Raw genomic sequence first — 23364 nt, forward strand, 5'->3', positions numbered from 1 at the left:
CCATGAAATCCGCCGTCCTGGTCTTCCCCGGCATCAACCGCGAGCACGACATGGCGCGCGCCCTGCGCCTGTGCGCCGGCAGCGACACCGCCATGGTCTGGCACACCGAGACGGCGCTGCCGGACGGCACCGATCTCGTCGTCCTGCCGGGCGGCTTCTCCTATGGCGACTACCTGCGCTGCGGGGCGATCGCGGCGCGCGCCCCGGTGATGGACGCGGTGCGGGCCCACGCGGCCCGCGGCGGCCTGGTGCTCGGCGTCTGCAACGGCTTCCAGATCCTGTGCGAGGCGGGGCTGCTGCCGGGCGTGCTGATGCGCAACGCCGGCCTGAAGTTCATCTGCAAGGACGCCTTCATCCGGGTCGAGCGGGCCGACACGCCCTTCACCCGCGGCTACAAGGCCGGCCAGGTGATCCGGGTGCCGGTCGCCCATGGCGAGGGCAACTACATGGCCGATTCGGAGACCATCGCCCGGCTGGAGGGCGAGGGCCGGATCGTGTTCCGCTACACGACGCCGGACGGCGCCCTGTCGCCCGAATGGAACATGAACGGGTCGATCTACGCGATCGCCGGCATCCTCAACGCGCGCGGCAACGTGCTCGGCATGATGCCGCACCCGGAGAACCACGTCGAAGACACGATGGGCTGCACCGACGGGCGCGGACTGTTCGCCGGCCTCGGGCAGCAGTTCGCCGCCTGACGGCGCGCCGGCCGGCGGAGCGCCGGCCGGGTGGGGCGAGGCGCCCGGCGCGTCACGCTGGCAGGGGATGGCCCGGCATCAGGTCGTAGGGGTGCTTCCAGCCCGGCAGCGCCTTCAGTTGGTCGAGCCAGGCGCCGATGTTCGGGTACGCCGCCGCGATGTCGAAGCCGAACTCCTCGGCCGGATAGTAGAGGTAGCCGCACATCGACACGTCGGCGATGGTCGGCTGAACGCCGAGCAGCCACGGCCGGTCGGCGAGCCGCTTGTCGACGATGGCGAGCGCGCCCTTCGCGCGCCCCTCCAGGAAGGCGAGCACGGCCGGGTCTCCCGGCGGCTTGGCGATCGTGCGCAGGAACCGGTACGGGCCGAGCATGCCGTTCACCTTCTGGTTGTCGAAGACGATCCATCGCCAAGCCTCCAGCTCCTGCTCCTCGCCCTGCGGCAGGAACCGGCCCGTGCGGCGTGCCAGATAGGTCAGGCAGACGCTCGACTGGCTGAGCTTGCGGCCGCCGTGGACGAGCACGGGAACCTCGCCCATCTCGTTGATGTCGGAGCGATAATCCGGCGTCCGCGTCTGCCCGGCGGCGAAGAAATCGACCCACATGGGCGCCCAGTCGGCGCCGGTGAGGGCGAGCATCAGGGCCACCCGGTAGGCGTTGCCGGACTGGGCGAAGCAGTAGAGCTGGTATTCGGCCATTGGTCTCCCCCGCGGCATGCCGCGATCGTTATCGCCGGTCCCGGGCCGCGTCCGCCGCGGCGAGCGCCGTCAAGCGGCCGAGGATGAAGGAGGATCGACCCGGACCGCTACCCTTTTACGCTTTTTAGACGGCTTGATCCTACAGTCGGTTAGGCGTCCGGCAGGTATGCGTCGCGTCGGACACGGGCGCGGTCGAAGCGTCGTGTGTTGGAGTAGCGTATGGACATCTCGACGGCACTCGGTCTCGTGGCCGGCCTGATCGTGCTCGCCACCCTCATCCTGATGGGTGGCGACCTGCGGATGTTCGTCGACATCCACGCCTTCATCGTGATTTTCGGCGGCGCCTTCGCGGCGACGCTGATCCGCTTTCCGCTGTCCTCGATCTTTCACGGCCTGCCGCTCGGCATCAAGTTCGCGTTCTCGCTGCGCCGGATGACCCAGCGCGACCTGATCGACGAGATCTCCAACCTGGCCGAGATCGCCCGCAAGCAGGGCCCGATCGGGCTGGAGAAGGTGGAGACCGAGGACTCGTTCCTGGCCAAGGGCATCCGGCTCGTCGCCGACGGCTACGACGTCGACTTCATCCGCGACAATCTCGAGCGCGACCGCGACAACTTCCTGACCCATCTCGACGAGGGCCAGAAGATCTATCGCGCCATCGGCGACTGCGCTCCGGCCTTCGGCATGATCGGCACGCTGATCGGCATGGTGCAGATGTTCGCCAACATGACCGACCCCTCGAAGCTCGGGCCGTTCATGGCGGTGGCGCTGCTCGCCACCTTCTACGGCGCCGCCGTCGCCAACCTGTTCTGCCTGCCGATCGCCGACAAGCTGCACGGCAAGCTGGTCGACGAGGAGATCAACCGCACGCTGATCATCGACGGCGTGCTGATGATCCGCGATTCCAAGAGCCCGTCGGTGGTTCGCGAGATGCTGCTCGCCTACGTGCCAGAGAAGAACCGCGAGGAAATGGCCGAGGCCGCCGCGGCTTGAGGCAACCAGCGCAGAACGCGCGAAAGGTCGGGACATGGCACGCCGCAAGGACGGGGGGCACGGGGGAGGGCACGGGTGGTTCGTCACCTTCGCCGACCTCATGGGCCTGCTCGTCGCCTTCTTCGTGATGCTCTGCGCCTTCTCGACCCAGGACCAGCAGAAGCTCCAGATCGTCGCCGGCTCGATGCGCGACGCCTTCGGCGTGCAGGCCAACATCCGCTATTCCGGCATCATCGAGATTCCCGGCCTGCCGACCCGGCCGAAGCTGAAGAACGCCGCCCACATCCCGCCCGAGGAGGCCTCGGCGAGCCCGAGCCCGGATCAGCACGACCGCCAGCGCAGCTCCGGCGCGCGACTCAAGCAGGACAAGGCCTTCGCGCTCGCCGCCGCGACGCTGCGCCAGGCCCTGCAGGACATGCCCGAGCTGACCGAGGTGTCGAAGCACATCATGATCGAGGAGACCCGCGAGGGCCTCAACGTCGAGATCGTCGACCAGGACGGCCGCTCGATGTTCCCGGAAGGCTCGCGCGAGCCCTACGAGCGCACGCGCCGGCTGATCGAGCGGCTCAGCGTTCCCTTGAAGGCGACCCCGTTCCGCATCTCCATCACGGGTCACACCTCGGCCACGAGGACGCCGTTCCGGCCCGGCTTCGGACCGTGGGAGCTGTCCGCCGACCGCGCCAACGCGGTGCGGCGCATCCTGGAGGAGGAGGGGGTCGCGACCGCCAACTTCTTCATGGTGGCCGGCAAGGCGGACACGCAGCCGTTGTTTCCGGACGATCCCTACATTGCGGCAAACCGCCGCGTCACCATTACCCTGATGCGGGAAGAGCCGCCGATGCCGCTGGACTTCGCTCCGTGACGCCACGGCCCACGCCGGCTCGGATCGAACCCGTCATACGGGGCCTCGTCTGAGGACGGCTGCGGCCGTTCCACTCCTGTTCCGTCACCCCGCCGGCATACCCCGTCCGACTCGGAGGCGGTTGTGCCGGCGGGCCGTCGTGCTATTGGCGTGATCAGGCACGAACCGCCGGGGCGCTCCGGGCGGCCTGCGGTCGTGCCGCAGCGCGATGACGGGAACCCGAGCGGCGAGATCATGAACGAGGCGACCCGTGTCATCGCCGCGGCAGACCGGCCGGATCGGTCCGCGCGCGCCGGCCACCACGACTCGAGCTTCTGGGCGCTGACGCTCGGCAGCGTCGGCGTCGTCTACGGCGACATCGGCACCAGCCCGCTCTACGCCTTCCGCGAGTCGCTGCGGGCCGCCATCGGCGACGGGCCGATCACCCAGGGCGCCGTGCTCGGCGTCCTCTCGTTGATCCTGTGGGCCCTGACCCTGGTGGTCACGGTCAAGTACGTGCTGCTGCTGCTGCGCGCCGACAATCACGGCGAGGGCGGCACCCTGTCGCTCACCGCGCTCGCCTCGCGGGCGCTCGGCCGGCGCACCATGCCGATCGTGATGCTGGGCGTCATCGGCGCGGCGATGTTCTACGGCGACTCGGTGATCACGCCGGCCATCTCGGTGCTGTCGGCCGTCGAGGGCCTCAAGATCGTCACGCCGGCCTTCGAGCACGCCGTGCTGCCGCTCACCGTGACCATCCTGGTCATGCTGTTTGCCGTGCAGTCGCGCGGCACCGCCCGGGTGGCCGCCTTCTTCGGCCCGGTGATGGTGGTGTGGTTCGTCGCCCTCGCCGGCCTCGGCCTTCTCCACATCGCCGACGACCCGCACATCTTCCTCGCCGTCAACCCGCTGCACGGCATCTCCTTCGTGATCGACCATCCGATGATCGGGCTGGCGACGCTCGGCCTCGTCTTCCTCGCCGTCACGGGCGGCGAGGCGCTCTATGCCGACCTCGGCCACTTCGGCCCGAAGCCGATCCGCACCGCCTGGCTCGGGCTCGTCTTCCCGGCGCTGGTCATCAACTATTTCGGCCAGGGCGCGATGGTGCTGGCGCACCCCGACACGCTCGAGAACCCGTTCTACCGGATGGTGCCGGAACCGTTCCTGCTGCCGATGGTGATCCTCGCCACCGCCGCGACCGTGATCGCCAGCCAGGCCGTGATCACGGGCGCCTACTCGATCACCCGGCAGGCGATCCAGCTCGGCCTGATTCCGCGGCTCGCCATCCGCCACACCTCCGAGATCCATTCGGGCCAGATCTACATTCCGCGGGTCAACACGGCGCTGCTCGTCGGGGTGCTGCTGCTCGTCGCGATGTTCAAGACGTCGAGCAATCTCGCCTCGGCCTACGGCATCGCCGTCACCACCACCATGGTGGTCGACGCGCTGCTCGCTTTCGTCGTGATCTGGAAGCTGTGGGGCTGGAAGCCGTGGACGGCGGCCGCCGTCATCACGCCGTTCGTGATCATCGACAGCACCTTCTTCGTCGCCAACCTGCTCAAGCTGCTCGAGGGCGCCTGGGTGCCGCTCGTCTTCGCCGGCGTCATCGTGCTGCTCGTCGTCACCTGGCAGCGCGGCTCGCGCCTGCTCGCCGCCAAGACGCGGCACCTCGAGATCCCGCTCGAGACGCTGGTGCAGACGTTGACCAAGAAGCCGCCCCATATCGTGCCGGGCACCGCCGTGTTCCTCACCGGCGACCCCGACTCGGCGCCCACCGCGCTCCTCCACAACCTCAAGCACAACAAGGTGCTGCACCAGCACAACGTGGTGCTGACCATCGAGAGCGCCGACACGCCGCGGGTCACCGAGGAGGATCGGGTGCGCATCACCCAGCTCTCGCCCCTGTTCAGCAAGGTGGTGCTGCGCTTCGGCTTCATGGAGACGCCGAACGTGCCGAAGGCGCTGGCGATCGCCCGCAAGCAGGGCTGGCACTTCGACATCATGTCGACGTCGTTCTTCCTGTCGCGCCGCCTGCTCAAGCCGGCGGCCCAGTCCGGCATGCCGCGATGGCAGGACAATCTGTTCATCCGCCTCGCCAAGTCGGCGAGCGACGCGACCGACTTCTTCCAGATTCCGACCGGCCGCGTCGTCGAGGTGGGGACACAGGTCACGGTGTGACGGCGCGGGCGTGGCCGCGGCCGTCCCCGCGGCCTTGAAAGAACCGCGTCCTTGCCCAAATCTGCCGGACCGGGGAGGGGCGAATCGGCGATGCGACGGCGCATCGGCGCCCCGCCGCGAGGCCGTCCTGGAGGATCCTCATGTTCGGACTGTTCGGGCGCAGCACGGTGCGCAATCTCAGCGCCCAGGAGGTCGCGGCCGAGCTCGCCGCCGACCGCGCCATTCTGGTCGACGTGCGCGAGCCGGCCGAGACGGCGCGTGAGCGCATCCCCGGCGCGGTGCTGATGCCGCTTTCGGCATTCGATCCCGCCGAGCTGCCCGATCCGGCCGGTCGCGAGGTGGTGTTCTCCTGCGCCTCGGGCATCCGCTCCGTGAAGGCGTCCGAGATGGCGCAGGCGGCCGGGCTGCCCTACAAGTCGCACCTCGCCGGCGGCCTCCAGGCCTGGAAGTCGGCCGGCCTGCCGGTCGAGTCCTGACCCGAAACACTCCGAAACGACGTCGCCGGCGCCTCCCGATGGACGCGGCGCGTCCCCGTGCTTATGAAGGGACGAGCCCGGCCACGAGCCGGCGGGAGCCGACACGAGGAGCCGACATGCGTGCGCTGTTGCTGGGGACCGTGGTGGCCGTGACGGTGGCCGCGGGGGCGGGACGGGCCGAAGCCGATCCGTTCGGGATCTGGTCGCCGCCGTCCTGGGCCACGTGGTATCCCTGGTGCGCCAACCTCAATATCGGGTTCTCGCAGACGAGCTGCGCCTATTCCACCTTCGCGCAATGCATGGCGACGGTGCGGGGCGTCGGCGGGTACTGCAGCGAGAACCTGTATCCGCCGCCGCCCGGCCCGCCGCCGCGGACCAAACGGGCGCGCAAGCGGTCGTCCTGATCGTCCCGTCCGCGATCCTGCCCGTGTCGACCGCGAGGTGATCGAGATGCGCCCCGCCTTCGCCGCCCTCCGCCCCTTTCTCGTCGCCGCCGCGCTCGTCGCGCCGGCCGCTCTCGCCGGTGCCGGACCGGCCGCCGCGCAGGAGCGCGTCGTCAACGTCTACAACTGGTCGGACTACATCGCTCCCGACGTGGTCGAGGCGTTCTCGCGCGAGACCGGGATCAAGGTGCGCTACGACACCTTCGATTCCAACGACACGCTGGAGACCAAGCTCTTGGCCGGCAAGTCCGGCTACGATGTCGTGGTGCCGAGCGCCTTCTTCCTCGAGCGGCAGATCAAGGCCGGCGTGTTCATGCCGCTCGACAAGACGAAGCTGCCCAACCTGAAGAACGCCTGGCCCGAGATCGAGACCCGCGTCGCCACCCACGATCCCGGCAACCGCTACTCGGTGAACTATCTCTGGGGCACGGTCGGCATCGGCTACAATGTCGCCAAGGTCCGCGAGATCCTCGGGCCCGACGCCCAGGTCGATTCATGGGATTTGATCTTCAAGCCGGAGAGCCTGGCCCGCTTCAAGGGCTGCGGCGTGCACATGCTCGATTCGGCCGACGACATCATGCCGGCGGCGCTGCACTGGCTCGGCCTCGATCCCAACTCCACCGATCCGAAGGATCTGGAGCGCGCCGCCGAGGTGCTGACGAAGATCCGTCCGTCGGTGCGGAAGTTTCATTCGTCCGAGTATCTCAACGCGCTGGCGAGCGGCGAGATCTGCCTGGTCGTCGGCTTCTCGGGCGACATCATGCAGGCGAAGAAGCGCGCCGCGGAAGCGAGGAACGGTGTCACGGTCGGCTATGCGATCCCCAAGGAGGGCGCGCAGATGTTCTTCGACCAGCTCGCCATCCCGAAGGACGCCGAGCATGTCGCCGAGGCGCACGCCTTCATCGATTATCTGATGCGGCCCGACGTGGCGGCCAAGAACGCCAGCGCCGTGTCCTATGCCAACGGCAACCTCGCCAGCCAGCCGCTGATCGACAAGGCGGTGTTCGAGGACAAGAGCATCTATCCGGACGCCGCCGTGATGGCGCGCCTCTATACGAACAAGGCGCGTGACGCCAAGACGACGCGGTTGATGAACCGCCTGTGGACGCGGGTGAAGACCGGCCGCTGAACGGCGGGCCACCGACCCTTGGTGGTGGCCCGGAAAATCTCGGCCGAATTCCTAAAACTCTAACGATCGACCCAAGCCCGGATTAGGCGATTTCGGCGATGATGATCCTCGCCGTTCGTCTCGTCGTCGGGAGGAGATCATGCGTCGATCGATCGTTTCTCGCGGACGCGCCAGGTGCATCGCGGCCGCTCTGGTGGTGCTGCTGAGCTTCGCCGCGATGTCGACGCCGGCCGAGGCCCGAAAAATCCGCTTCTCGTTCGGTGCGTCGAAGAGCGTGGCGGCTCCGGCCCCGGTGCCGGCGCCCGTCCAGACCCGACCCGCCGCGCTGCGTCCGGCCGTGTATGTCGGCGTCTCGCCGCGTGCCGGCGTGGCTCCGGGCGCCGCTGGCGCGGCCCCGGTGCGGGCGGCCTCGGCGGACGGTGGCGAGCTCGCCCGCCTCGCCGGTCCCGACGCCACGCCGCCCGCCCGCAAGCCCCCGGTCGACGAGCGGGTCGCCCGTCGCAAGGCCTGGCTCGACTTCTGCCAGCCCACGCTCTCGGCGCCCGATCGCTATGGGGTGGAGCGCTGGGTCTACGCCCACGACGGCTGCCAGTTCGGCCGCACGGAGTGAGGACTCCGATCCGCCCTCACCCTGAGGAGCCCGCGCAGCGGGCGTCTCGAAGGGCGAGGGCGGCCTCTCGACCGCGGATGCTCGATGGCCACATGGTTCGAGACGCGCTCCTGCGGAGCGCTCCTCACCATGAGGGGACAGGCCATACCGTTGTCGGGTGTTCTCACCGCCAGCGGCGGTGCAGCCACAGCCACTGCTCGGGATGATCGCGCACCCAGGTCTCGACCACGTCGGTGATCGCCTGCATGGTGCCCTGGACGTCGATGCGGCCGTCGGCGTCGCGCACCGGCGTCACCGCGTCGGTGATCTCGCCCGTGAAGCGTCCCTCGGGCAGGCGGATGATGCGGACGCCGTGGATCGGGCTCTCGTACTCGCGCGCCAGCATGGCGATCAGCGGGCTCACCCGGCAGCGCCGGCCGAAGAACGTCACCTCCACGCCCTTGGAGTCGTGCTGGTCGACCAGCATGCCGACGTGATGGCCGGTCTCCAGGCCGCGCGCCAGCCGCATCGGCGCGCCGAAGCCGGACGGCACCAGCGTGCCCATCAGCGGCTCGCGCATCTCGATCAGCACGTCGGCGATGGACGACAGGTTCGGGCGGCGGAACAGCGCCATCGAGCGCAGGCCCTCGATGCCGGCGACGACGGCGGGCAGCTCCCAGTTGGCGAGATGCGCCGTGAAGATGACGGCCGGCTTGTCGGCATCGCGCAGCGCCTCGAACCGCTTCAGCTCGCGCTCGCCATAGGTGATGAACTGCCGCTCGCCGCGGGCGCCCTGCGCGGCGATGCGATCGAGATTGATCACCTCGACGGCGACGCGGCCGAGATTGTCCCACACGCCCGCGAGAATCTTGTCGACTTCGGCGTCTGATTTGTCGGGAAAGGCCGCTTTGAGGTTGGCGCGGCCGATCTGGTGCTCGCGCAGGCGCGGGCCGATGTGCCGCATCACGGCGCCGGCCTTGTCGCTCGCCGAGATGCGGTCGAGCCGGCGCAGGAGGCCGATGAGCGGACGGATGGTGCCGCGCAGCACGCGGTCGAGGCCGCGCTTGAGCACGAGGCCGGTGCGCCAGGACCAGTATTTCAGCTTGAGCTTGAGCGGGGGCATCGGACCTGGAACAGTTTCCACTGACGTCGACCCACACTCCGCTCATTCCCGCGGAAGCGGGAATCCAGAGGTCACGCTCTGCGACCCTGGGTCCCCGCCTGCGCGGGGACGAGCGGATGTCGGGTCTGGTTCATCACGACCGAAAGCGGCTCTAGAACGTCACCACCACCTTGCCGAACACCTGCCGACCGGCGAGGCGCTCCAGCCCGCGCTCGAACGCGGCGAGCGGCACGGTCGTGTCGATAACCGGCTTCAGGCCGGCCGCCATCTTGTCGAGCGACTCGGCGATGTTCTTCATCGTGGCGCCGAACGAGCCGATGATGCGGTACTGCTGCTGGAACAGCTGCATCAGGTTGAGCGTGACGGTGGGGCCGGAGGTCGCCCCGCAGGTGACCAGGCGGCCGCCGCGCTTCAGGCACAAGAGCGAGCCGTTGAACGTGTCGGCCCCGACATGCTCGAACACCACGTCGACGCCCTTCTTCTGCGTCAGCTTGCGGGTGACCCCCTCGAAGCGGTCGGTCTTGTAGTTGATCACGTGGTCGGCGCCGAGCGCCTTCGCCTTCTCGGCCTTGGCGTCGTCGCCCACCGTGGTGATCAAGGTGCAGCCGATCTGCTTCGCCATCAGGATCGCGGCCGTGCCGATGCCGGAGCCGCCGGCATGCACCAGCACGGTCTCGCCGGGCTCGAGCTTCGCATTGTCGAACAGCATGTGCTGAACGGTGGCGAAGCCGATCGGCGCGCAGGCGGCGTCGGCGTGAGAGACGCCGGCCGGCACCGGGATCACCAGTCGCGCCGGCAGATTGATCAGGTCGCGGGCGAAGCCGTCGACGTGGAAGCCCATGATGCCGCCGACGTTCTCGCACAGATTGTCGCGCCCGGACCGGCAGGCCTTGCAGGTGCCGCAGGTGAGCGCGCCGTACATCACGACGCCCTGGCCGGGCGTGAAGGTCGTGACGCCGGCGCCGACCGCGGCGATCTCGCCCGACGCCTCGACGCCGACCACGAGCGGCATCTTGCGCTTGGCGAAGGCCATCCCGCGAAAACCCCAGACGTCGAGATAGTTCAGCGCGACGGCCTTGACCCGCACCTGCACCTCGCCGGCCGCGGGCGGCGGGGGCGGATCGATCTCCGTCAGCTCGAGCTGCTTGTCGCCGAGCAACATCAGGGCGCGCATGAGAAGAACCTCGAAACACGGGTCGCGCCAGCGGGCGCGCGAAACAGACTCAGCGATGGACGCCGATGGCGGCGGAGAGGCCGCCGTCGACCGGCAGCACGGCGCCGGTGACGTAGGAGGCGGCGGGCGACAGCAGGAAGGAGACGACGCCGGCGATCTCGTCGGGCCTGGCGAAGCGCCGCGCCGGGATCTGGCCTTCCATCTGGGCCCGGTACTTCTCGTAGGGCGCCATCATGGCGGTGTCGATGAAGCCGGGCGCGACGTAGTTGACGGTGACGCCGGTGCGCGCCGTCTCGATCGCCAGCGTGCGGACATAGCCGAGCAGCGCGGCCTTGGAGGCCGCATAGGCGGCGTTGCCCTGGTTGGCCTGCAGGGCCGTGATCGAGCCGATGGCGACGATGCGTCCGCTCTTGGCGCGCATCATCGGCCGGGTCAGCGCGCCGACGAGGCGGGTGAACGACCAGACGTTCACCTGCATCACGGCCTCGGCCTTGGCCTGGTCGAGCATCATGGCGAGCGCGTCGTAGCTCTGCCCGGCATTGTGCACGAAGCCGGCGAAGGCCGGCATCTCCTCGAGCGTCTTCGCAAACGCCTCGACGGCGTCGCGATCCGACAGGTCGAGCGACTCGAATGTGATTCTCTGGTTCGGCGCCGTGGGCGAAAGCTCGGCGATCAGCGCCTCGGCCTCGGCGGTCGCCGAGCGCACCGTGAAGGTGACGTCGAAGCCGGCGGCGACGACGGCCCGCACGATCGCGGCGCCGAGTCCGCGCCCGCCGCCGGTGACGAGGACGTGTCCGGGAGAGGTGGTCATGGGAGATCCAGTGTCCCGTCATTCCGGGGCGCGCCGCAGGCGCGAGCCCGGAATCCATACTCACAGACAGGGATTATGGATCCCGGGCTCGCGGCCTGCGGCCGCACCCCGGGATGACGGAGGATATCGCACGACCAGAAAGTCATCACGCCGGCTCCAGGCCCATCACCAGCGTGACGTTCTGGCCGCCGAAGCCGAACGAGTTGGACAGCGCGTGGGCGAGCCTGGCGTCGCGCGCCACGTTCGGCACCACGTCGAGCGGGATGGCCGGATCCGGAACCTGGTGGTTGATGGTCGGCGGGATGCGCTGCTCGATCAGCGTCAGCAGCGTGAACACCGCCTCGACGGCGCCGGCCGCCGACAGCGTGTGGCCGACCATCGACTTGTTGGACGAGATCGGCACGCTCGCGGCGCGCTTGCCGAACACCGCGGTGACGCCGAGGCACTCCATCTTGTCGTTCTCGGGCGTCGAGGTGCCGTGGGCGTTGATGTAGTCGATGTCGGCGACGGTCAGGCCGGCATCGGCGATCGCCTGGTTCATGCAGCCGATGATCGGCTTGCCGTCCGGGCTCGTGCGGGTGCGGTGGAACGAGTCGGACAGCTCGCCGCAGCCCTCGACCACGCCCAGAATCTTGGCGCCGCGCGCCTTGGCCGATTCGTAGCTTTCGAGAACCAGGGCGCCGGCGCCCTCGGCCATGACGAAGCCGTCGCGGTTCTTGGAGAACGGCTTCGCCGCCTCCTCGGGCGGATCGTTGGCGGTGGTCAGCGCCGAGAGGAGCGAGAAGCGCACCAGGCTCTCGGTGTTGACCGAGCCGTCGGTGCCGACGCACAGCGCCGCATCGGTCTCGCCGCGGCGGATCGCCTCGACGCCGAGCTGGATGGCGCTGGCGCCGGTCGCGCAGGCGGTCGACAGCGAGATCGGCATGCCCTGGGTGCCGAACCGCTCGGCCAGGTGATCGGCCACCGACGCGAACTGGAAGCGCTCGTGATGCGCCTTGAAGCGGCCGGTCGCCGCGGCGCGTAGCATGTCGTCGTAGGTCGCATGGCCGGCGGCGCCGGCCGCGGCGGCGAGCTCGAGGCGCTGCGGCCATTCGATCTCGACCGGGGCGACGCCGAGGAACAGCGGCCCCGGGAAACGTCCCGGCGCGCCGATGCCGGACTGGACGATCGCCTCGTCGACGGCGAGCTCGGCGAGCCGTTCCGACAGCAGCGGGGCGCTGAACGGCTCGCACGCCACGAAGTCGACGCAGCCGGCGATGCGGGTCTTCAGCCCGTCGGTCGAAAAGCGCGTGATGGTACGGATGCCCGACTTGCCGGCGACGAGCTTCGACCAGTTCTCGTCCCGGCCGGCGCCGAGCGAGGTGACGATCCCCATGCCCGTCACCACCACCACGGGGCGGCCGGCCTTGTCGCGCACTGCCATGTCGGGTCTCCTCACAGTGGAGCGCGGCGTCTGCGCGGCTCCCGGCCTCGTCATTCCGGACGCCTCGCGGCGCGGCTGTCCGGAATCCATAACCTCTGACCGTGCTTATGGATTCCGGGCTCGCGGACCGGCGATCCGCGCCCCGAATGACGGCGTGTCTATTCCTACCGTACTGCCTCGACGAGGGCGAGGCCCTCGCCACGCCAGTGACCGACGCCGGTCACCACCACCTGGTCGAGCGGGCCGGTGGCGGGCTGCTCGAAGCCCGACGAGTCGCACGGCGCGAACAGCCGACCCTGGCCGAGCGCCAGCGCGGCGAGCGCGATGTTGAAGACGAATTGCGGCTCGATCGAATGGCCGGCGATGCTGCCGGTCGCCCGCACCGGCAGACCGCGCGCCGCGAGCGCGGCGCGCTCCTGCGCCGTCGCGTCGGCGGCGCCGGTCGCGCCCGACAGCACGGCGGCCCGGTCCGCCGCCACGGCGGGCAGGCGCTCCCACAGGCGGTCGAGCGAGGCCGTCACGGCGCCGGGGGCGTCGCGCTTCGCGCGGTCGCTGACCACCGCCGACAGCTTCGCGAGCGGCTTCGCCCCGCGCGCCTGCGCGTGGGCTTTCTCCTCGATCACCAGGAAGGCGCCGAGCGAACCGGTGGCGAAGCCGGGCTGCTCGGCCCGGTCCCACACGGTGCGGAACGGGCTCTTGAGCGCATGGCCGCCGAACTCGAACAGCATCAGCAGGTCCTTGCGCTCGCCGTTCTGCGAGCCGCCGACCAGCGTCACGTCGCTCTGGCCCGAGGCGATGCGGGCCTGGGCGATGCGCACCGCCTCGACGCCGGAGCCTTCCTCGCCCATGAAGGTGCGCGACGAGCCGGTGACGCCGTGCACGATCGAGATGTTGCCGGCGAGCAGGTTGGAGAGCTGGGCCAGGAACAGGGTCGGCCGCAGGTCGCTGGTGAGCCGCTCGTTGAGATAGGAGCCGGGGTTCTCGGCGCCGGCGAGGCCCGACACGATGGCGCTGTCCACGGCCCAGTCGCGCTCGCCGCCGCCGGCCGCGACGATCATGTCCATGCGGCCGAGCACGTCGGCCTTGCCCTTCAGGCCGGCCGCGTCGAGCGCCAGGCCCGCCGCATAGGTGCCGGTGCGCTGCCACTGCTCCATCTGGCGCTGGTCGCCCTTCTTGGGGATCTGCGCGTCGAAGGAGGGCAGGGCGAGCGGGTGCACCACATAGGGCGCGAAGGTGGTCTCGTCGTAGGCCGGCGCGGCCGCGTCGAACGCCTGCCAGTGCGCCTCGTCGCCTTCGCCGAGACAGGAGACGAGCCCGATGCCGGTGATCCAGGCCTCGCGCGTCGCGTCAGCCATGGGCGTTGGCCTCCAGGGGGTATCCGATGCGCCGCGCCACCTCTTCCATGTTGGTCCGGAAGTCGGGATGCGGGAACGGCACGATGCGGAACGTGATGTCGGCCTCGCACACCGCCTTGCCCTCGACCGTGACGCTCGCATGCGTCATGGCGAAGCCGGAGCCGTCGTGCTCGAGGCGGCCGGCGATCGTCAGCGCCTGCCCGGGGGTCACGAAAGTGCGCAGCTTGGCCTCCTTGACGGCGGCCAGGAAGGGCATCCGCGTGAGGCCGTTGAGGCCGAGGAGAAGCCAGCCGCAGGTCTGCGCCATGGCCTCGATCAGCAGCACCCCGGGCATCAGCGGATGGCCGGGGAAATGGCCTTCGAAGATCGTGCTCGTCTCGGGCACCTGCGCGGCGACCTCGATCGTGCGCGCGTCGAGATCGAGGGCGACGATCCGGTCGATGAGCTGGAAGTACTCGAGACGCATCGCGGGCGCTCAGGCGCCCTTGGCGGCGACGAGCTGGTCGATCCGGGTGCACAGGTTGCCGAGCACGAAGTACTGCTCGGTGGTCGCCTTGCCGTCGTTGACCTCCTGGGTCCATTGCTCGAGCGGCAGCTTGATCCCGAAGGCCTTGTCGATCGCGAAGGCGATGTCGAGGAAGTCGAGGCTGTCGATGCCGAGATCGTCGATGGCGTGGCTTTCCGGCGTGATCTTCTCGCGTGGAATGTCGCACGTTTCGGAGATGATATTGGCGACGGTATCGAACGTCGAGGACATCGGTGACTCTCTGAATGCCGTGAACCTGCCCGGCACGCGCGCATGCGCATGCCCCCCAAACGGCGGCGATGGGTCGCTCTTTCGTTCCGGTCCGTATAGCCAGAACCCCGCGGGAGCGCAATGCGCGCCGCCGGCTGTCCCCCGTTGGGTCGCAATGCCTTGCTGCGCCGGACGAATCGAACCGACGGTCCGGTCCGCCGAAAGCCGGTTTCGGGACGCCCCGGCGCGGCCGCCGTCACGGGCCCGGCGGCAGCTTCGGCGTGGGGACTTGCACCTGGACCGGCACTTGGACCGGCACCGGCGTGCAGCCCGGCCGTCCGGACAGCACGCAGTCCTGGCTCTTGCGCTGGTCCGCCATCGTGACGGCGATCCACAAGCCGCCGGCGATCAGCATCGCCAGCACGGCGAGCCCGGCCAGGTTGGCCACCATGCGGTCGCGATAATCGTTCGCCGGCTCCTGGGCGGCGTGGCCGGCCACGTCGGCGCGCAGGTCCGGACCCGCCTCGCCGACATAGACGGGGCCGTGACGGACCGGGCCGCGGTGTGGCGTCTGGTGATGGGCGAAATCGGGGCGGACGATTTCGGCCGTCGGCACCGTGGCGGGCGGGGCGTCGGGCCGCGCCGCCGCGGGCGTCGCGGACCGGCGGGCCGGCCGGTCGGCCGGAGCGTGCGGGCGCGGCACGAACCGGATCACGCGGCTGCCCGTCGCGTCTGCGGCGCCGTCCGGGTGCGGCTCGGCGCCGGCGGACCGTGGCCCGTCGCCTCCGATTCGCCCCCGTGTGGGTCCGCCCGCCATGCTGGTCCGGTCCTGCATGCTGAGAGAACGCGCGACGGGCATCCGGCCTGCGTCGTGCCGGGCACCCGACTCCTGCGCGAGGATTCTAGCACCGACCTGCGCCGGGGCCACGCGCCGCGAGTCGGAGTTCGCGTCAAGGCTACGTCAACACCTCTTCGGCCATAAGCGCGGCACCGTCTCCCGCACCGCAGGCGTTCCCGATGCGCTCACTCGTCACGATCCTGGCCGCTCTCGTCTGTCTCGCCTGGCCGGCCACGGCGCAGACCTGGCGGGCTGGCACGATCGAGATCGCCAGCGCGTGGGCGCGCGCCACGCCGCCGGGCGCCAGCGTGACGGCCGGCTACATGCGGATCACCAATCACGGCTTCGATCCCGACCGGCTGGTGAGCATCCGCTCGGCCGTCGCCGGCAGCGTCGAGGTGCAGGAGCTGTCGCTCGACGACAACGTCATGCGGCTGCGCACGCTCGCCCGCGGGCTGCCGATCAGGCCGGGCGAGACCATCGACCTGAGGCCGGGCTATCCCTGGCAGGCCGTGTTCGCGAGCCTCACCGCCCAGCTCCGTCCGGGCGACCGGCTGCCGGCGACGCTGGTGTTCGAGAAGGCCGGCGCCGTCGAGGTCGAGCTCGTCGTCCAGCCGATCGGCACCGGGATCCGCCGCGCCAGCGCCGGCGGCGGCTGAGCCGGACCGGCGATCCGGAACGAGCCGTCGCGACCGGCGGCCCGACACCTTTGGTTAAGGGACTTCGGCTATTCGGTGAGACTCCGGGATTGCGATCGCGTGTCCAACCGGGGGGATGATGACGAGCCAGCCGAGCGAGACGGGAACCCACGACGCGGGCGGGCGGACGCCGGCCGGCAAGGTCGGGGTCGCCGAAGCGTTGCGCGAGACCTGGCTGGAGCTGTGGTACCAGCCCAAGATCGACCTCCGGAAGAAATGCCTCGCGGGCGCCGAGGCGCTCGCCCGCATCCGCCATCCCGAGCTGGGCGTGCTGCTGCCCGGGCGCTTCCTGCCCGGCATCGACGAAGACAGCCTGCTCGACCTGTCCGAATACGCCCTGATCTCGGCGCTCGCCGACTGGTCGGTGTTCCGCGCCGCCGGCTTCAACCTGCGCCTCGCCATCAACGTGCCCGTGCACGTGCTGGGCCGCCTGCCGATCGCCGAGATCGTCGCCGCGCATCGCCCCGACAGCCCGGACTGGCCGGGCCTGATGGTCGAGGTCACCGAGGACCAGATCGTCCGCGACATGCGCCGCGCCCAGGCAATCGCCGAGGCGCTGCGCGATTCGAGCATCATGGTGTCGATCGACGACTTCGGCGCCGGCTACTCGTCCTTCTCCAGCCTGCGCGAGCTCGCCTTCGCCGAGCTGAAGCTGAACCACAGCTTCGTCAAGGACTGCGCCACCGACGCCACCAACGCGGCGATCTGCCAGACCGCCATCGACCTCGCGCATCGCTTCGGCAGCGTCGCGGTCGCCGAGGGCATCGAGAGCGTCGCCGATCTCCAGGCCCTGCAGATCATGGGCTGCGACTACGGCCAGGGCGTGCTGCTCGCGCCGCCGATGCCGAAGGACCGCTTCCTCGGCCTCCTCCAGCAGCGCACCGCGCGCCCCTCGGCCGCGCCGGGCGGCGAGGCCGCGAGCCCGCCGGCCGCCGCCGCGGGCTGATCAGACGTTCCACTCCGTCATTCCGGGGCGCACCGCAGGTGCGAACCCGGAATCCAGCCAAGGGCTCCGACTCTGCCGCTGGAGTCCGGGCTCGCGGCTTCGCCGCGCCCCGGAAATACGGAGAAGATGGCCTGACAGCGGGACCGGCCCTGATCAGATCGCCGGCTCCTTGAACGGCAGCGGCTCGCCGTCCGGCACCGGCACGCGGAACACGTCGAGCGTCATCGCGACCAGCGCGTAGTAGCCGAGGATGCCGGCCAGCTCGACCATGCCGGCGTCGCCGAACAGCTTTTGGACGCGCGCATAGGTGCGGTCGGAGACGCGCTTCTTGGCGTAGAGCTCGGTGACGAAGGCATGGACGGCCTTCTCGTCGGCGGGCGCGCGCGCCGGCGTCCGGCCGGCCTTCAGGTCCGCGATGGTCGAGGGCTTCACGCCGGCCTTGGCGGCGATCGGGGCGTGGACGTGCCACTCGTAATGGGCGCGCCAGTACCGCGCCGTGACCAGGATCGCGAACTCCGACAGCCGCGGCGGGATCGACGTGCCGAACCGGCAATGGGCGCCGAGCGCCTGGGCCAGCGTCCCGAAGGCGGGCGCGTGCATGAACACGCCGAACGGCCCGCGCAGGTTCAGCCCGGCGCCGCGCGGCCCCGCCCGCATCGCGGCGAGCAGCTCCGTCTGGCCCGGCGTCAGCGTCGCCTCGTCGAGATCGGGCAGCCGATAGGCGGGCAGGGCGGCCTTCTTCGACGCGGCCTTCTTCGACGCGGCCTTCTTCGACGCGGCTTTCTGCGCCGTGACTTTCTTCACCGTGGCTTTCTCGGGCGCGGCCTCGCTCGGCGCGGCCGGCTTGCGCGCGGCGGCGGGCTTTCGCGCGGCGCGGTCCGCGGCGGGACGGGGCGCGGCGCGACGAGACGCAGCGGGACGAGACTTGCGTGGCATGGGGATCTCCAGACGGCGCGGCGGGACGGCGCCGGCCGGGCAGCGTTGGCCGATTCCGCTGCGCGTGACAACGCCCCGACGGCGGCGCGGCCGGGCGCCGCGCCGGTCGTTAAAATTGTCCGCACCGGCTGAACCGGGACGAAAAATCTCTGTGCCATGATGCCTTCCGTGGGTGTGGCACAGGGGAACGAGTGATGGGCGCGGCCGTGATCGCGATCGTCGTGTGGGTGGCGGCGGTGCTGAACGGCATCGGCGAGCCGAGCGAGGACGCCATGCGCCGCGCCGTCGCCAGCACCCTGTCGGATCAGGTCCGTGCCGTCGTCGATTTCGTCGCCGACACCGAGGGCACGGTCGGGGTCGCCCGCATCCGCCGCGCCGGCACGGCGCTGTTCGAGGTTCGCGGCTTCCGCAAGCAGGACTGTACCCGCCGGCCCGACGGCGACTACGACTGCGGCTTCTCGGTCGAGCTTCGCACCGTCGCCGGGCCGCTGCAGCACAGCGGCCGTGGCCGCTTCCGCGCCGGTCCGCGCGGCTTCGTCTATTCCGACGCGGCGTGAGGTCGCCGCGCGTCGTCGCCGGCGGGCAGGGCGTGCCAAGCCGACCCGGCCCATGATATACATCATCAAAGGGGGCAGGCCGCGAATGTCGAACGCGGACCGTGCGCCGTGGGCGCGAGGGACGGAGCAGCAGGACAGACCATGAAGGCCGCCCTGGTGTTCGCCGGTCCCGCAGCCGCCACGGCGACGTTCCGGCCGTATCGGTCGCGCGCCTTCCTGGCGGCGATCGCCGAGGCCGGCATCGCTCCCGTCGTGATCGATCTCGATCTCGCGCCCGAGCGCCGCTTCGACGATGTGCCGGCCGAGCTGCCGGGTCTCGTCACTTACAGAAATCACGTCGACCGGCTGGCCCTGATCGTCGCCCAGGAGGGCGCCGCGCTGGTGCAGACCTTCGGGGCGACCACCGAGCTCGCCCCGGTGTGGCACGAGGCGGCGCGGGCGGCGCGCCCGCTCGTCCATTTCGTCTCCTCGGTCGGTGCCGTCGCCGAGGCGCCGACCGGCCGGCCGCGCGGGCTCGGCGATCTCGTCGGCCGCGCCCGCGGCGTCGCCGACTGGCGGGTGCGGCGCGCGTCGCGCCACGTCACCGCCGTGGTCGGCTCCAATCGTGCCGACATGGGCCGCCATTTCCGCCAGGGCTTCTTCTCCCGGGCGCGCTTCTCGCTGGTGGCGCCGCCGGTCGCCGCGCCGGTGCCGATCGCGCCGGCCGCCGAGGGGCGCACGCCGCGCAGCGTGCCGGTGCTCGGCGTCTTCGATCCGGAGGCGGCGCCCGCGACGCTCGCGCTGCTGAGCCGCGCCGTCGCGCTCACCGGCCACAGCGACCTGTTCCGACTGCATGTCGCGCCGGCGGCGTTCGCCCGGGAGGGCGCTCTGCCGCCCGGGGCGATCGTGGTGGACACGGACGATCCCGTCGCCTTCGTGCGCGACATCGACGTGCTGGTGGTGCCATGCGCCGACGACCGTGCCGGCGTCGCGGTCCTGGCGGCGCTGGCGGCCCGCAAGAGCGTCGTCGTCCCCGACACCGGCGCGCTCGCCGAGCTCGTCGACTACGGACGCCGCGGCGTGCTGTTCTCGGCGGACAGCGCCTATCACCTCGCGATGGCCATCAACGTGATGACGGAGGCGTGGACCAACCGGCCGTTCTCCTTCGAGGGCGTCGAGGAGGCGATCGACCGGGCCGCCCCGGAGGCGGTAGCGCGGGTGTTCACGGACGCCTGGCGGCGGGTCGCCTGATGAGCGCGATCGACCCCGGCTTCGGCGTGATCGTGATCGGGCGCGGCGACCCGCGGCTCGCCGTCGCGACGCTCGCGGCGACACGGGCGTGGCGGCACCCGCCGGTCCGCGCCGTGCTGGCCGTGCCGAAAGGCCGCGAGCACGCCTTCGCGACGGTCGCGACCGCCGCGTCGGCCAGGATCGTCGCCACGACCGAGTCCGATCTGCTGGCCGATGCGGTCGCGGTGCTGGCCGCCGACGTCGACGTCGTGGTGGCGACCTCGGAGGGCGTCGTCCTCGACGCCGCCTGGCTCGCGCTGCTGCGCGATCACGTGATCCTCTACGAGGACTCGATCGCCGGCGTCGATTTCGTCCCCCGGGTCGTGAAGATCGCGACCGAGGCGGCGGGCGCCGATCTCGCCGTCGCCGACCGCCCGCACGAGCCGGCGCTCGTCTCCTGGCTGCGCGGATCGATCCGGCCCCGCAGCCTGCTCGGCGCGGTCTTCTGGGGCCGCCCGGGGACGCTGCGCCAGATCGGGCTCGACACTGCGGGCGAGGGTGGCGACGCGGTCAGCTTCCTGCTCGCGCTCGACCAGCTGCGGCGCCGCGGCCGCACCACGGTCGGCTTCACCCGGCACGCCCGCCATGCCCGCCTGCTGCCGGACCGGCGAACCGGCTACGACAGCGGCTACGGGCTCTACCGAAGGCTCGAGCAGCTCGCCGAGGCGCGCCGTGCCGCGGCGGCGCTCGGCAATGCCGCGCCGAGCCACCTCGACCTCGCAATCGAGCGGCTGCGTCTCGGCCTCGAGCTGGCGCTCCGCTCGGTCCTCGGCACCGGCGGCCGCCACAACGCCGCGACCTTCCTGAACGGCGTGCGCGCCGCGCGCCGCGACGCGGTCGCGGTCCGCCGTACCGTGGTGCGGGATCTGCGCGAGCTGCGCTGATCGCCTGCGTCGCCGGCCTCGCCTTCGGCGCTGCTCAGCAGCTGTAGACGCCCTGCAGATGCATCAGCCGCTCCTGCAGCCGCATCTCGCGGATCACCTCGCCGTGGTGCCAGACGAGCTCGGCGAGCAGATCGGCGCGCGACACGAGGTCGACGACGCGGCCCTCGGAATCGACCACGGCGACGTGGTCGAGAGCCGCGCGGTCGGGCGCCGCGGAGGCGAGCTGCGCGAGCGCCTCCGGCACCGTGGTGTCGAGGCCGACCACCGGGACGGTCTCGAGGCACGCGACGGCCGCGAGCGACTGGGGCGTCGCCTCCGGTAGCCGGGCCGCCGCCGCCGCGATGCCGCGGTGGGAGACGACGCCGGCGAAGGCGCCTCCGCGCATCACCGCCACGGCCGCGACGCCGTCCCGGTTCACCAGGCGGGCCGCGTCGGCGAGGCTCGCGTCGGCCGGCAGCACCGCCACGACCGGGCGGCGCAGCTCGACGAGGCGCCGCATGGTGCGGAACGGACGGTCGAGGCCGATGCCGGGGCTCATGGTCCCGCCGTCTCCGAACCGATCAGCGCCAGCGTGAGGGGATCGCGCTCGCCGCCGCACCAGCGCGCGAGCGCGCGGGCGAACACAGGCTCGTCCGGCGCGGCGTGTTCGAACAGCGTCATCGACGAGCGGAACTTCAGATCGTCGGGCGAGCCGAAGATCGCGTGCAGGGACGGCGCGGTCGCGCCGAGCACGGTTTTCGTCGCGGCGACGAGCCGGGGGCCCAGCAGCGGATGCGCCATGTAGGCCCGCGCCTCGGCGAGCGAGCCGAGGCCGTAGAGCTGCGCCGTCGGCGAGCGGCCGAGGCCGCGATGCTGCGGGAACACGAACCACATCCAGTGGCTGCGCTTGCGTCCGGCGGTCAGCTCGGCGAGCGCCGTGGCGAACACCCCAGCCTGTGCCGTGACGAAGCGGGCGAGGTCGTGCGGATCGTCGCTCATGCGGACCCGGAGGAGCGGGACTCGGGCCGGGCGAGCCGGGCCGCGACGCGCCCCATCGCAGCCGCCAGGGCGAGGCCGGCGAGCACGCCGAGCGTGTCGACGACGAAGTCCGACCAGCGGGCGTGACGGCCGGGCGCCAGCATCTGGATCAGCTCGACCGCGCCCGTGAAGACGAGCGCCGCGACCGCCTGCAGGACGATGCGGCGCGGCAAGGCGAGCCCGAAGGCGAGGCCGAACAGCAGAAAGATCGCGCTGTGCTCGACGCCCTGCGAGGACACCACCGGCCGCAGGCCGGGCGGCACCACCGACAGGACCACGATGGCGACGCCGGTCAGCACCGCGCCGGCGCGCCCCAGCACCTCCAGGACGCGGAGCGGCCACGGGCGGTCTCGGTCCACGAGGGCGTCCGTCATGGCGCGACCGCGCGGACGTCCGGGCCAGGAGGGACGCGACGGCCGGTGGCGCGCGGCGCCGGACCGAGCGGGATGATGTCGAGGGTCATGAGTTGCGTCTGTCGGGTCGGTCTCGCGGGGGGCGGAAACGCCGTGTCCTGTGTCTTCGTTCTGTGCCTTGGTTCGGGGCGGCGCGATCGAGTCACCTCGCGCGGTCGCCGGCGGGCGACCGTGATAGCTGCGTTCTCGCGGAACCTCCATTCGGGTGCTCGTCACGAGATCGTGTGCCTCGTGCCGACCTCCACCAAGTCCGTCGCAACGCCTCCGCGACGCCACTTGACGGCCGCCCGCGAGGGGCGGCCGTCGCCGGTCTGCCGCAGGCCCGCCCGGCTCAGGATTTCGGCGCGGCCACCTTGGTCCACCGCTCGTCGGGATCGAAGGTCCGCAGGCGCGGCGCGATCGTCCCGGTGCTGCGGCCGAGGTCGGCCTCGTAGACGGTGCCGTCGTGGCCGACCGCGAAGGTCTTCACCCCGGAGATGCCGTAGCGGGCCGGATAGGCCAGCACGGCGAAGCCGCCGATCAGCCGGCCCTTGGCGACGTAGTCGTAGGCGCCGCCCGGGGCCTTCCGTCCTTGCGCCGTCAGCATGCGGAAGACGTAGCCGTGATACGGCTTGCCGCGGCCCCCGGCGTCGTAGCCCTGGCGCTCGGCATCGGCCACCAGCGGGCCGAGCGGGCTCTGCGGCTCGCCCTGCTTGGTCGGCCAGTAGAGACCGTCCGTCTTGCCGGGGCTCGAGCGGAACCGGCGGGCGTACTCGGCCGCCGCGCCGGCGCGGTGACGAAGCGCCGCGTAGTCGCGCTGGGCGTCGACGATCGCCCGCAGGGTCTGGATGGTGTCGAGCTCGTTGCGGCCGATCAGCCGGTTGAGCACCTCCTCGCGGCCGGCGGCCGCATCGAAGCGCCACTTGCCGTCGCCCGATTTGCCGTCACCCGATTTGCCGTCGCCCGCCTTGCCGGCGCTCTTCACCAGCGGGAACGGGAAGCGGAAGCCGTCGTCGCCGACGGTCAGCACCGCCTTGGCGTCGCCTTCCGGCACTACGGCGGATGTCTTGGCGTAGGCGTCGACGAAGCGTGCGACCCGGGCGCGGTCGAGCACCGGATCGCCGGAGACGATCCAGCTCCGCACGCCGGGGCCGAGGATCG

General features: G+C 71.0%; 27 protein-coding genes. 13 read left to right on the plus strand and 14 right to left on the minus strand.

Going from position 1 to position 23364, the window contains the following annotated elements:
• Positions 1-2 precede the first annotated feature (2 nt).
• Positions 3-698 carry a phosphoribosylformylglycinamidine synthase subunit PurQ gene (gene purQ / locus ABTU92_RS10250; RefSeq protein ID WP_408090221.1) on the plus strand — a complete coding sequence of 232 codons (696 nt, stop codon included), beginning with the start codon at positions 3-5 and terminating at the stop codon, positions 696-698.
• Positions 699-750: 52 nt separating this feature from the next.
• On the opposite strand, the gene ABTU92_RS10255 is transcribed toward purQ, so the two are convergent.
• Entirely contained in the window at positions 751-1395 is a 645-nt protein-coding gene (locus tag ABTU92_RS10255) for a glutathione S-transferase family protein (RefSeq protein ID WP_408090223.1), read from the minus strand.
• Between the two features lie 219 nt (positions 1396-1614).
• Here ABTU92_RS10255 and ABTU92_RS10260 point away from each other — a divergent pair, with 219 nt between their 5' ends.
• The 7 genes from ABTU92_RS10260 (at position 1615) to ABTU92_RS10290 (ending at position 8065) form a co-directional block, all read left to right on the plus strand.
• Entirely contained in the window at positions 1615-2388 is a 774-nt protein-coding gene (locus ABTU92_RS10260) for a motility protein A (protein WP_408090225.1), read from the plus strand.
• Between the two features lie 34 nt (positions 2389-2422).
• Entirely contained in the window at positions 2423-3250 is an 828-nt protein-coding gene (locus ABTU92_RS10265) for a flagellar motor protein MotB (RefSeq protein WP_408090227.1), read from the plus strand.
• Positions 3251-3484: 234 nt separating this feature from the next.
• A complete protein-coding gene (locus ABTU92_RS10270) occupies positions 3485-5407 on the plus strand; it encodes a potassium transporter Kup (protein WP_408090228.1) in 1923 nt (640 codons plus the stop codon).
• A gap of 140 nt (positions 5408-5547) precedes the next feature.
• Positions 5548-5883, plus strand: a complete 336-nt coding sequence (locus ABTU92_RS10275; RefSeq protein WP_408090229.1) for a rhodanese-like domain-containing protein — start codon at positions 5548-5550, stop codon at positions 5881-5883.
• A 116-nt stretch (positions 5884-5999) separates the two neighbouring features.
• The gene (locus ABTU92_RS10280) at positions 6000-6287 is read left to right on the plus strand and encodes a DUF3551 domain-containing protein (RefSeq protein ID WP_408090231.1); all 288 of its coding nucleotides are present in this window, start codon (positions 6000-6002) and stop codon (positions 6285-6287) included.
• Between the two features lie 46 nt (positions 6288-6333).
• Positions 6334-7455, plus strand: a complete 1122-nt coding sequence (locus ABTU92_RS10285) for a polyamine ABC transporter substrate-binding protein (protein WP_408090233.1) — start codon at positions 6334-6336, stop codon at positions 7453-7455.
• A gap of 139 nt (positions 7456-7594) precedes the next feature.
• Positions 7595-8065 (plus strand): hypothetical protein, encoded by a 471-nt coding sequence (locus tag ABTU92_RS10290; protein WP_408090235.1) that lies wholly within the window; start codon positions 7595-7597, stop codon positions 8063-8065.
• A 163-nt stretch (positions 8066-8228) separates the two neighbouring features.
• Here the strand turns inward: ABTU92_RS10290 and ABTU92_RS10295 are convergent, their stop codons facing one another.
• From ABTU92_RS10295 to ABTU92_RS10330, 8 genes are all read right to left on the minus strand, one after another.
• Positions 8229-9167 carry a lipid A biosynthesis lauroyl acyltransferase gene (locus tag ABTU92_RS10295; RefSeq protein ID WP_408090237.1) on the minus strand — a complete coding sequence of 313 codons (939 nt, stop codon included), beginning with the start codon at positions 9165-9167 and terminating at the stop codon, positions 8229-8231.
• A gap of 151 nt (positions 9168-9318) precedes the next feature.
• Entirely contained in the window at positions 9319-10341 is a 1023-nt protein-coding gene (locus tag ABTU92_RS10300) for a zinc-binding dehydrogenase (RefSeq protein ID WP_408090239.1), read from the minus strand.
• Between the two features lie 49 nt (positions 10342-10390).
• Complete coding sequence (locus ABTU92_RS10305) at positions 10391-11152, minus strand: SDR family oxidoreductase (RefSeq protein ID WP_408090241.1); 762 nt, start codon at positions 11150-11152, stop codon at positions 10391-10393.
• Positions 11153-11297: 145 nt separating this feature from the next.
• Positions 11298-12575 (minus strand): beta-ketoacyl-ACP synthase, encoded by a 1278-nt coding sequence (locus ABTU92_RS10310; RefSeq protein WP_408090243.1) that lies wholly within the window; start codon positions 12573-12575, stop codon positions 11298-11300.
• Between the two features lie 164 nt (positions 12576-12739).
• Complete coding sequence (locus tag ABTU92_RS10315) at positions 12740-13930, minus strand: beta-ketoacyl-ACP synthase (RefSeq protein WP_408090245.1); 1191 nt, start codon at positions 13928-13930, stop codon at positions 12740-12742.
• Positions 13923-14396 carry a 3-hydroxyacyl-ACP dehydratase FabZ family protein gene (locus tag ABTU92_RS10320; RefSeq protein ID WP_111357949.1) on the minus strand — a complete coding sequence of 158 codons (474 nt, stop codon included), beginning with the start codon at positions 14394-14396 and terminating at the stop codon, positions 13923-13925. Before ABTU92_RS10320 ends, ABTU92_RS10315 begins: the two co-directional genes overlap by 8 nt.
• A gap of 9 nt (positions 14397-14405) precedes the next feature.
• Complete coding sequence (locus ABTU92_RS10325) at positions 14406-14687, minus strand: acyl carrier protein (RefSeq protein ID WP_111357950.1); 282 nt, start codon at positions 14685-14687, stop codon at positions 14406-14408.
• A gap of 235 nt (positions 14688-14922) precedes the next feature.
• A complete protein-coding gene (locus ABTU92_RS10330; protein WP_408090247.1) occupies positions 14923-15381 on the minus strand; it encodes a hypothetical protein in 459 nt (152 codons plus the stop codon).
• A 302-nt stretch (positions 15382-15683) separates the two neighbouring features.
• Here ABTU92_RS10330 and ABTU92_RS10335 point away from each other — a divergent pair, with 302 nt between their 5' ends.
• Together ABTU92_RS10335 and ABTU92_RS10340 are read left to right on the plus strand one after the other, a co-directional pair.
• Positions 15684-16163 carry a copper chaperone PCu(A)C gene (locus ABTU92_RS10335; protein WP_408090249.1) on the plus strand — a complete coding sequence of 160 codons (480 nt, stop codon included), beginning with the start codon at positions 15684-15686 and terminating at the stop codon, positions 16161-16163.
• Positions 16164-16278: 115 nt separating this feature from the next.
• Positions 16279-17148, plus strand: a complete 870-nt coding sequence (locus tag ABTU92_RS10340) for an EAL domain-containing protein (protein WP_408090251.1) — start codon at positions 16279-16281, stop codon at positions 17146-17148.
• Positions 17149-17301: 153 nt separating this feature from the next.
• On the opposite strand, the gene ABTU92_RS10345 is transcribed toward ABTU92_RS10340, so the two are convergent.
• Complete coding sequence (locus ABTU92_RS10345; protein WP_408090253.1) at positions 17302-18084, minus strand: carboxymuconolactone decarboxylase family protein; 783 nt, start codon at positions 18082-18084, stop codon at positions 17302-17304.
• A 194-nt stretch (positions 18085-18278) separates the two neighbouring features.
• Between ABTU92_RS10345 and ABTU92_RS10350 the strand changes: the two genes are divergently transcribed.
• From ABTU92_RS10350 to ABTU92_RS10360, 3 genes are all read left to right on the plus strand, one after another.
• Positions 18279-18641, plus strand: a complete 363-nt coding sequence (locus tag ABTU92_RS10350; RefSeq protein ID WP_408090255.1) for a hypothetical protein — start codon at positions 18279-18281, stop codon at positions 18639-18641.
• Between the two features lie 141 nt (positions 18642-18782).
• Positions 18783-19871: a glycosyltransferase gene (locus ABTU92_RS10355; protein ID WP_408090257.1), complete on the plus strand. Its 1089-nt coding sequence runs from the start codon at positions 18783-18785 to the stop codon at positions 19869-19871.
• Positions 19871-20794, plus strand: a complete 924-nt coding sequence (locus ABTU92_RS10360; protein ID WP_408090259.1) for a hypothetical protein — start codon at positions 19871-19873, stop codon at positions 20792-20794. Before ABTU92_RS10355 ends, ABTU92_RS10360 begins: the two co-directional genes overlap by 1 nt.
• Before the next feature lie 34 nt (positions 20795-20828).
• On the opposite strand, the gene ABTU92_RS10365 is transcribed toward ABTU92_RS10360, so the two are convergent.
• The 4 genes from ABTU92_RS10365 to ABTU92_RS10380 all read right to left on the minus strand — a co-directional run.
• Entirely contained in the window at positions 20829-21332 is a 504-nt protein-coding gene (locus ABTU92_RS10365) for a CBS domain-containing protein (RefSeq protein WP_408090261.1), read from the minus strand.
• The gene (locus ABTU92_RS10370) at positions 21329-21772 is read right to left on the minus strand and encodes a DUF1810 domain-containing protein (RefSeq protein ID WP_408090263.1); all 444 of its coding nucleotides are present in this window, start codon (positions 21770-21772) and stop codon (positions 21329-21331) included. Before ABTU92_RS10370 ends, ABTU92_RS10365 begins: the two co-directional genes overlap by 4 nt.
• The gene (locus ABTU92_RS10375; protein ID WP_408090265.1) at positions 21769-22170 is read right to left on the minus strand and encodes a VanZ family protein; all 402 of its coding nucleotides are present in this window, start codon (positions 22168-22170) and stop codon (positions 21769-21771) included. Before ABTU92_RS10375 ends, ABTU92_RS10370 begins: the two co-directional genes overlap by 4 nt.
• Before the next feature lie 385 nt (positions 22171-22555).
• Positions 22556-23364: DUF2950 domain-containing protein (locus tag ABTU92_RS10380; RefSeq protein WP_408090267.1), on the minus strand; the 809-nt coding region annotated here is incomplete at its 5' end.

Source organism: Rhodoplanes sp. SY1 (assembly GCF_046000175.1).
In the GTDB taxonomy this organism is placed as follows: Bacteria; Pseudomonadota; Alphaproteobacteria; order Rhizobiales; family Xanthobacteraceae; genus Rhodoplanes.

Excerpts from the sequence above, each read along its gene's own strand:
- purQ (WP_408090221.1), top strand. The coding sequence starts at position 3 with ATGAAATCCGCCGTCCTGGTCTTCCCCGGCATCAACCGCGAGCACGAC.
- ABTU92_RS10255 (WP_408090223.1), bottom strand. The coding sequence starts at position 1,395 with ATGGCCGAATACCAGCTCTACTGCTTCGCCCAGTCCGGCAACGCCTAC.
- ABTU92_RS10260 (WP_408090225.1), top strand. The coding sequence starts at position 1,615 with ATGGACATCTCGACGGCACTCGGTCTCGTGGCCGGCCTGATCGTGCTC.
- ABTU92_RS10265 (WP_408090227.1), top strand. The coding sequence starts at position 2,423 with ATGGCACGCCGCAAGGACGGGGGGCACGGGGGAGGGCACGGGTGGTTC.
- ABTU92_RS10270 (WP_408090228.1), top strand. The coding sequence starts at position 3,485 with ATGAACGAGGCGACCCGTGTCATCGCCGCGGCAGACCGGCCGGATCGG.
- ABTU92_RS10275 (WP_408090229.1), top strand. The coding sequence starts at position 5,548 with ATGTTCGGACTGTTCGGGCGCAGCACGGTGCGCAATCTCAGCGCCCAG.
- ABTU92_RS10280 (WP_408090231.1), top strand. The coding sequence starts at position 6,000 with ATGCGTGCGCTGTTGCTGGGGACCGTGGTGGCCGTGACGGTGGCCGCG.
- ABTU92_RS10285 (WP_408090233.1), top strand. The coding sequence starts at position 6,334 with ATGCGCCCCGCCTTCGCCGCCCTCCGCCCCTTTCTCGTCGCCGCCGCG.
- ABTU92_RS10290 (WP_408090235.1), top strand. The coding sequence starts at position 7,595 with ATGCGTCGATCGATCGTTTCTCGCGGACGCGCCAGGTGCATCGCGGCC.
- ABTU92_RS10295 (WP_408090237.1), bottom strand. The coding sequence starts at position 9,167 with ATGCCCCCGCTCAAGCTCAAGCTGAAATACTGGTCCTGGCGCACCGGC.
- ABTU92_RS10300 (WP_408090239.1), bottom strand. The coding sequence starts at position 10,341 with ATGCGCGCCCTGATGTTGCTCGGCGACAAGCAGCTCGAGCTGACGGAG.
- ABTU92_RS10305 (WP_408090241.1), bottom strand. The coding sequence starts at position 11,152 with ATGACCACCTCTCCCGGACACGTCCTCGTCACCGGCGGCGGGCGCGGA.
- ABTU92_RS10310 (WP_408090243.1), bottom strand. The coding sequence starts at position 12,575 with ATGGCAGTGCGCGACAAGGCCGGCCGCCCCGTGGTGGTGGTGACGGGC.
- ABTU92_RS10315 (WP_408090245.1), bottom strand. The coding sequence starts at position 13,930 with ATGGCTGACGCGACGCGCGAGGCCTGGATCACCGGCATCGGGCTCGTC.
- ABTU92_RS10320 (WP_111357949.1), bottom strand. The coding sequence starts at position 14,396 with ATGCGTCTCGAGTACTTCCAGCTCATCGACCGGATCGTCGCCCTCGAT.
- ABTU92_RS10325 (WP_111357950.1), bottom strand. The coding sequence starts at position 14,687 with ATGTCCTCGACGTTCGATACCGTCGCCAATATCATCTCCGAAACGTGC.
- ABTU92_RS10335 (WP_408090249.1), top strand. The coding sequence starts at position 15,684 with ATGCGCTCACTCGTCACGATCCTGGCCGCTCTCGTCTGTCTCGCCTGG.
- ABTU92_RS10340 (WP_408090251.1), top strand. The coding sequence starts at position 16,279 with ATGATGACGAGCCAGCCGAGCGAGACGGGAACCCACGACGCGGGCGGG.
- ABTU92_RS10345 (WP_408090253.1), bottom strand. The coding sequence starts at position 18,084 with ATGCCACGCAAGTCTCGTCCCGCTGCGTCTCGTCGCGCCGCGCCCCGT.
- ABTU92_RS10350 (WP_408090255.1), top strand. The coding sequence starts at position 18,279 with ATGGGCGCGGCCGTGATCGCGATCGTCGTGTGGGTGGCGGCGGTGCTG.
- ABTU92_RS10355 (WP_408090257.1), top strand. The coding sequence starts at position 18,783 with ATGAAGGCCGCCCTGGTGTTCGCCGGTCCCGCAGCCGCCACGGCGACG.
- ABTU92_RS10360 (WP_408090259.1), top strand. The coding sequence starts at position 19,871 with ATGAGCGCGATCGACCCCGGCTTCGGCGTGATCGTGATCGGGCGCGGC.
- ABTU92_RS10365 (WP_408090261.1), bottom strand. The coding sequence starts at position 21,332 with ATGAGCCCCGGCATCGGCCTCGACCGTCCGTTCCGCACCATGCGGCGC.
- ABTU92_RS10370 (WP_408090263.1), bottom strand. The coding sequence starts at position 21,772 with ATGAGCGACGATCCGCACGACCTCGCCCGCTTCGTCACGGCACAGGCT.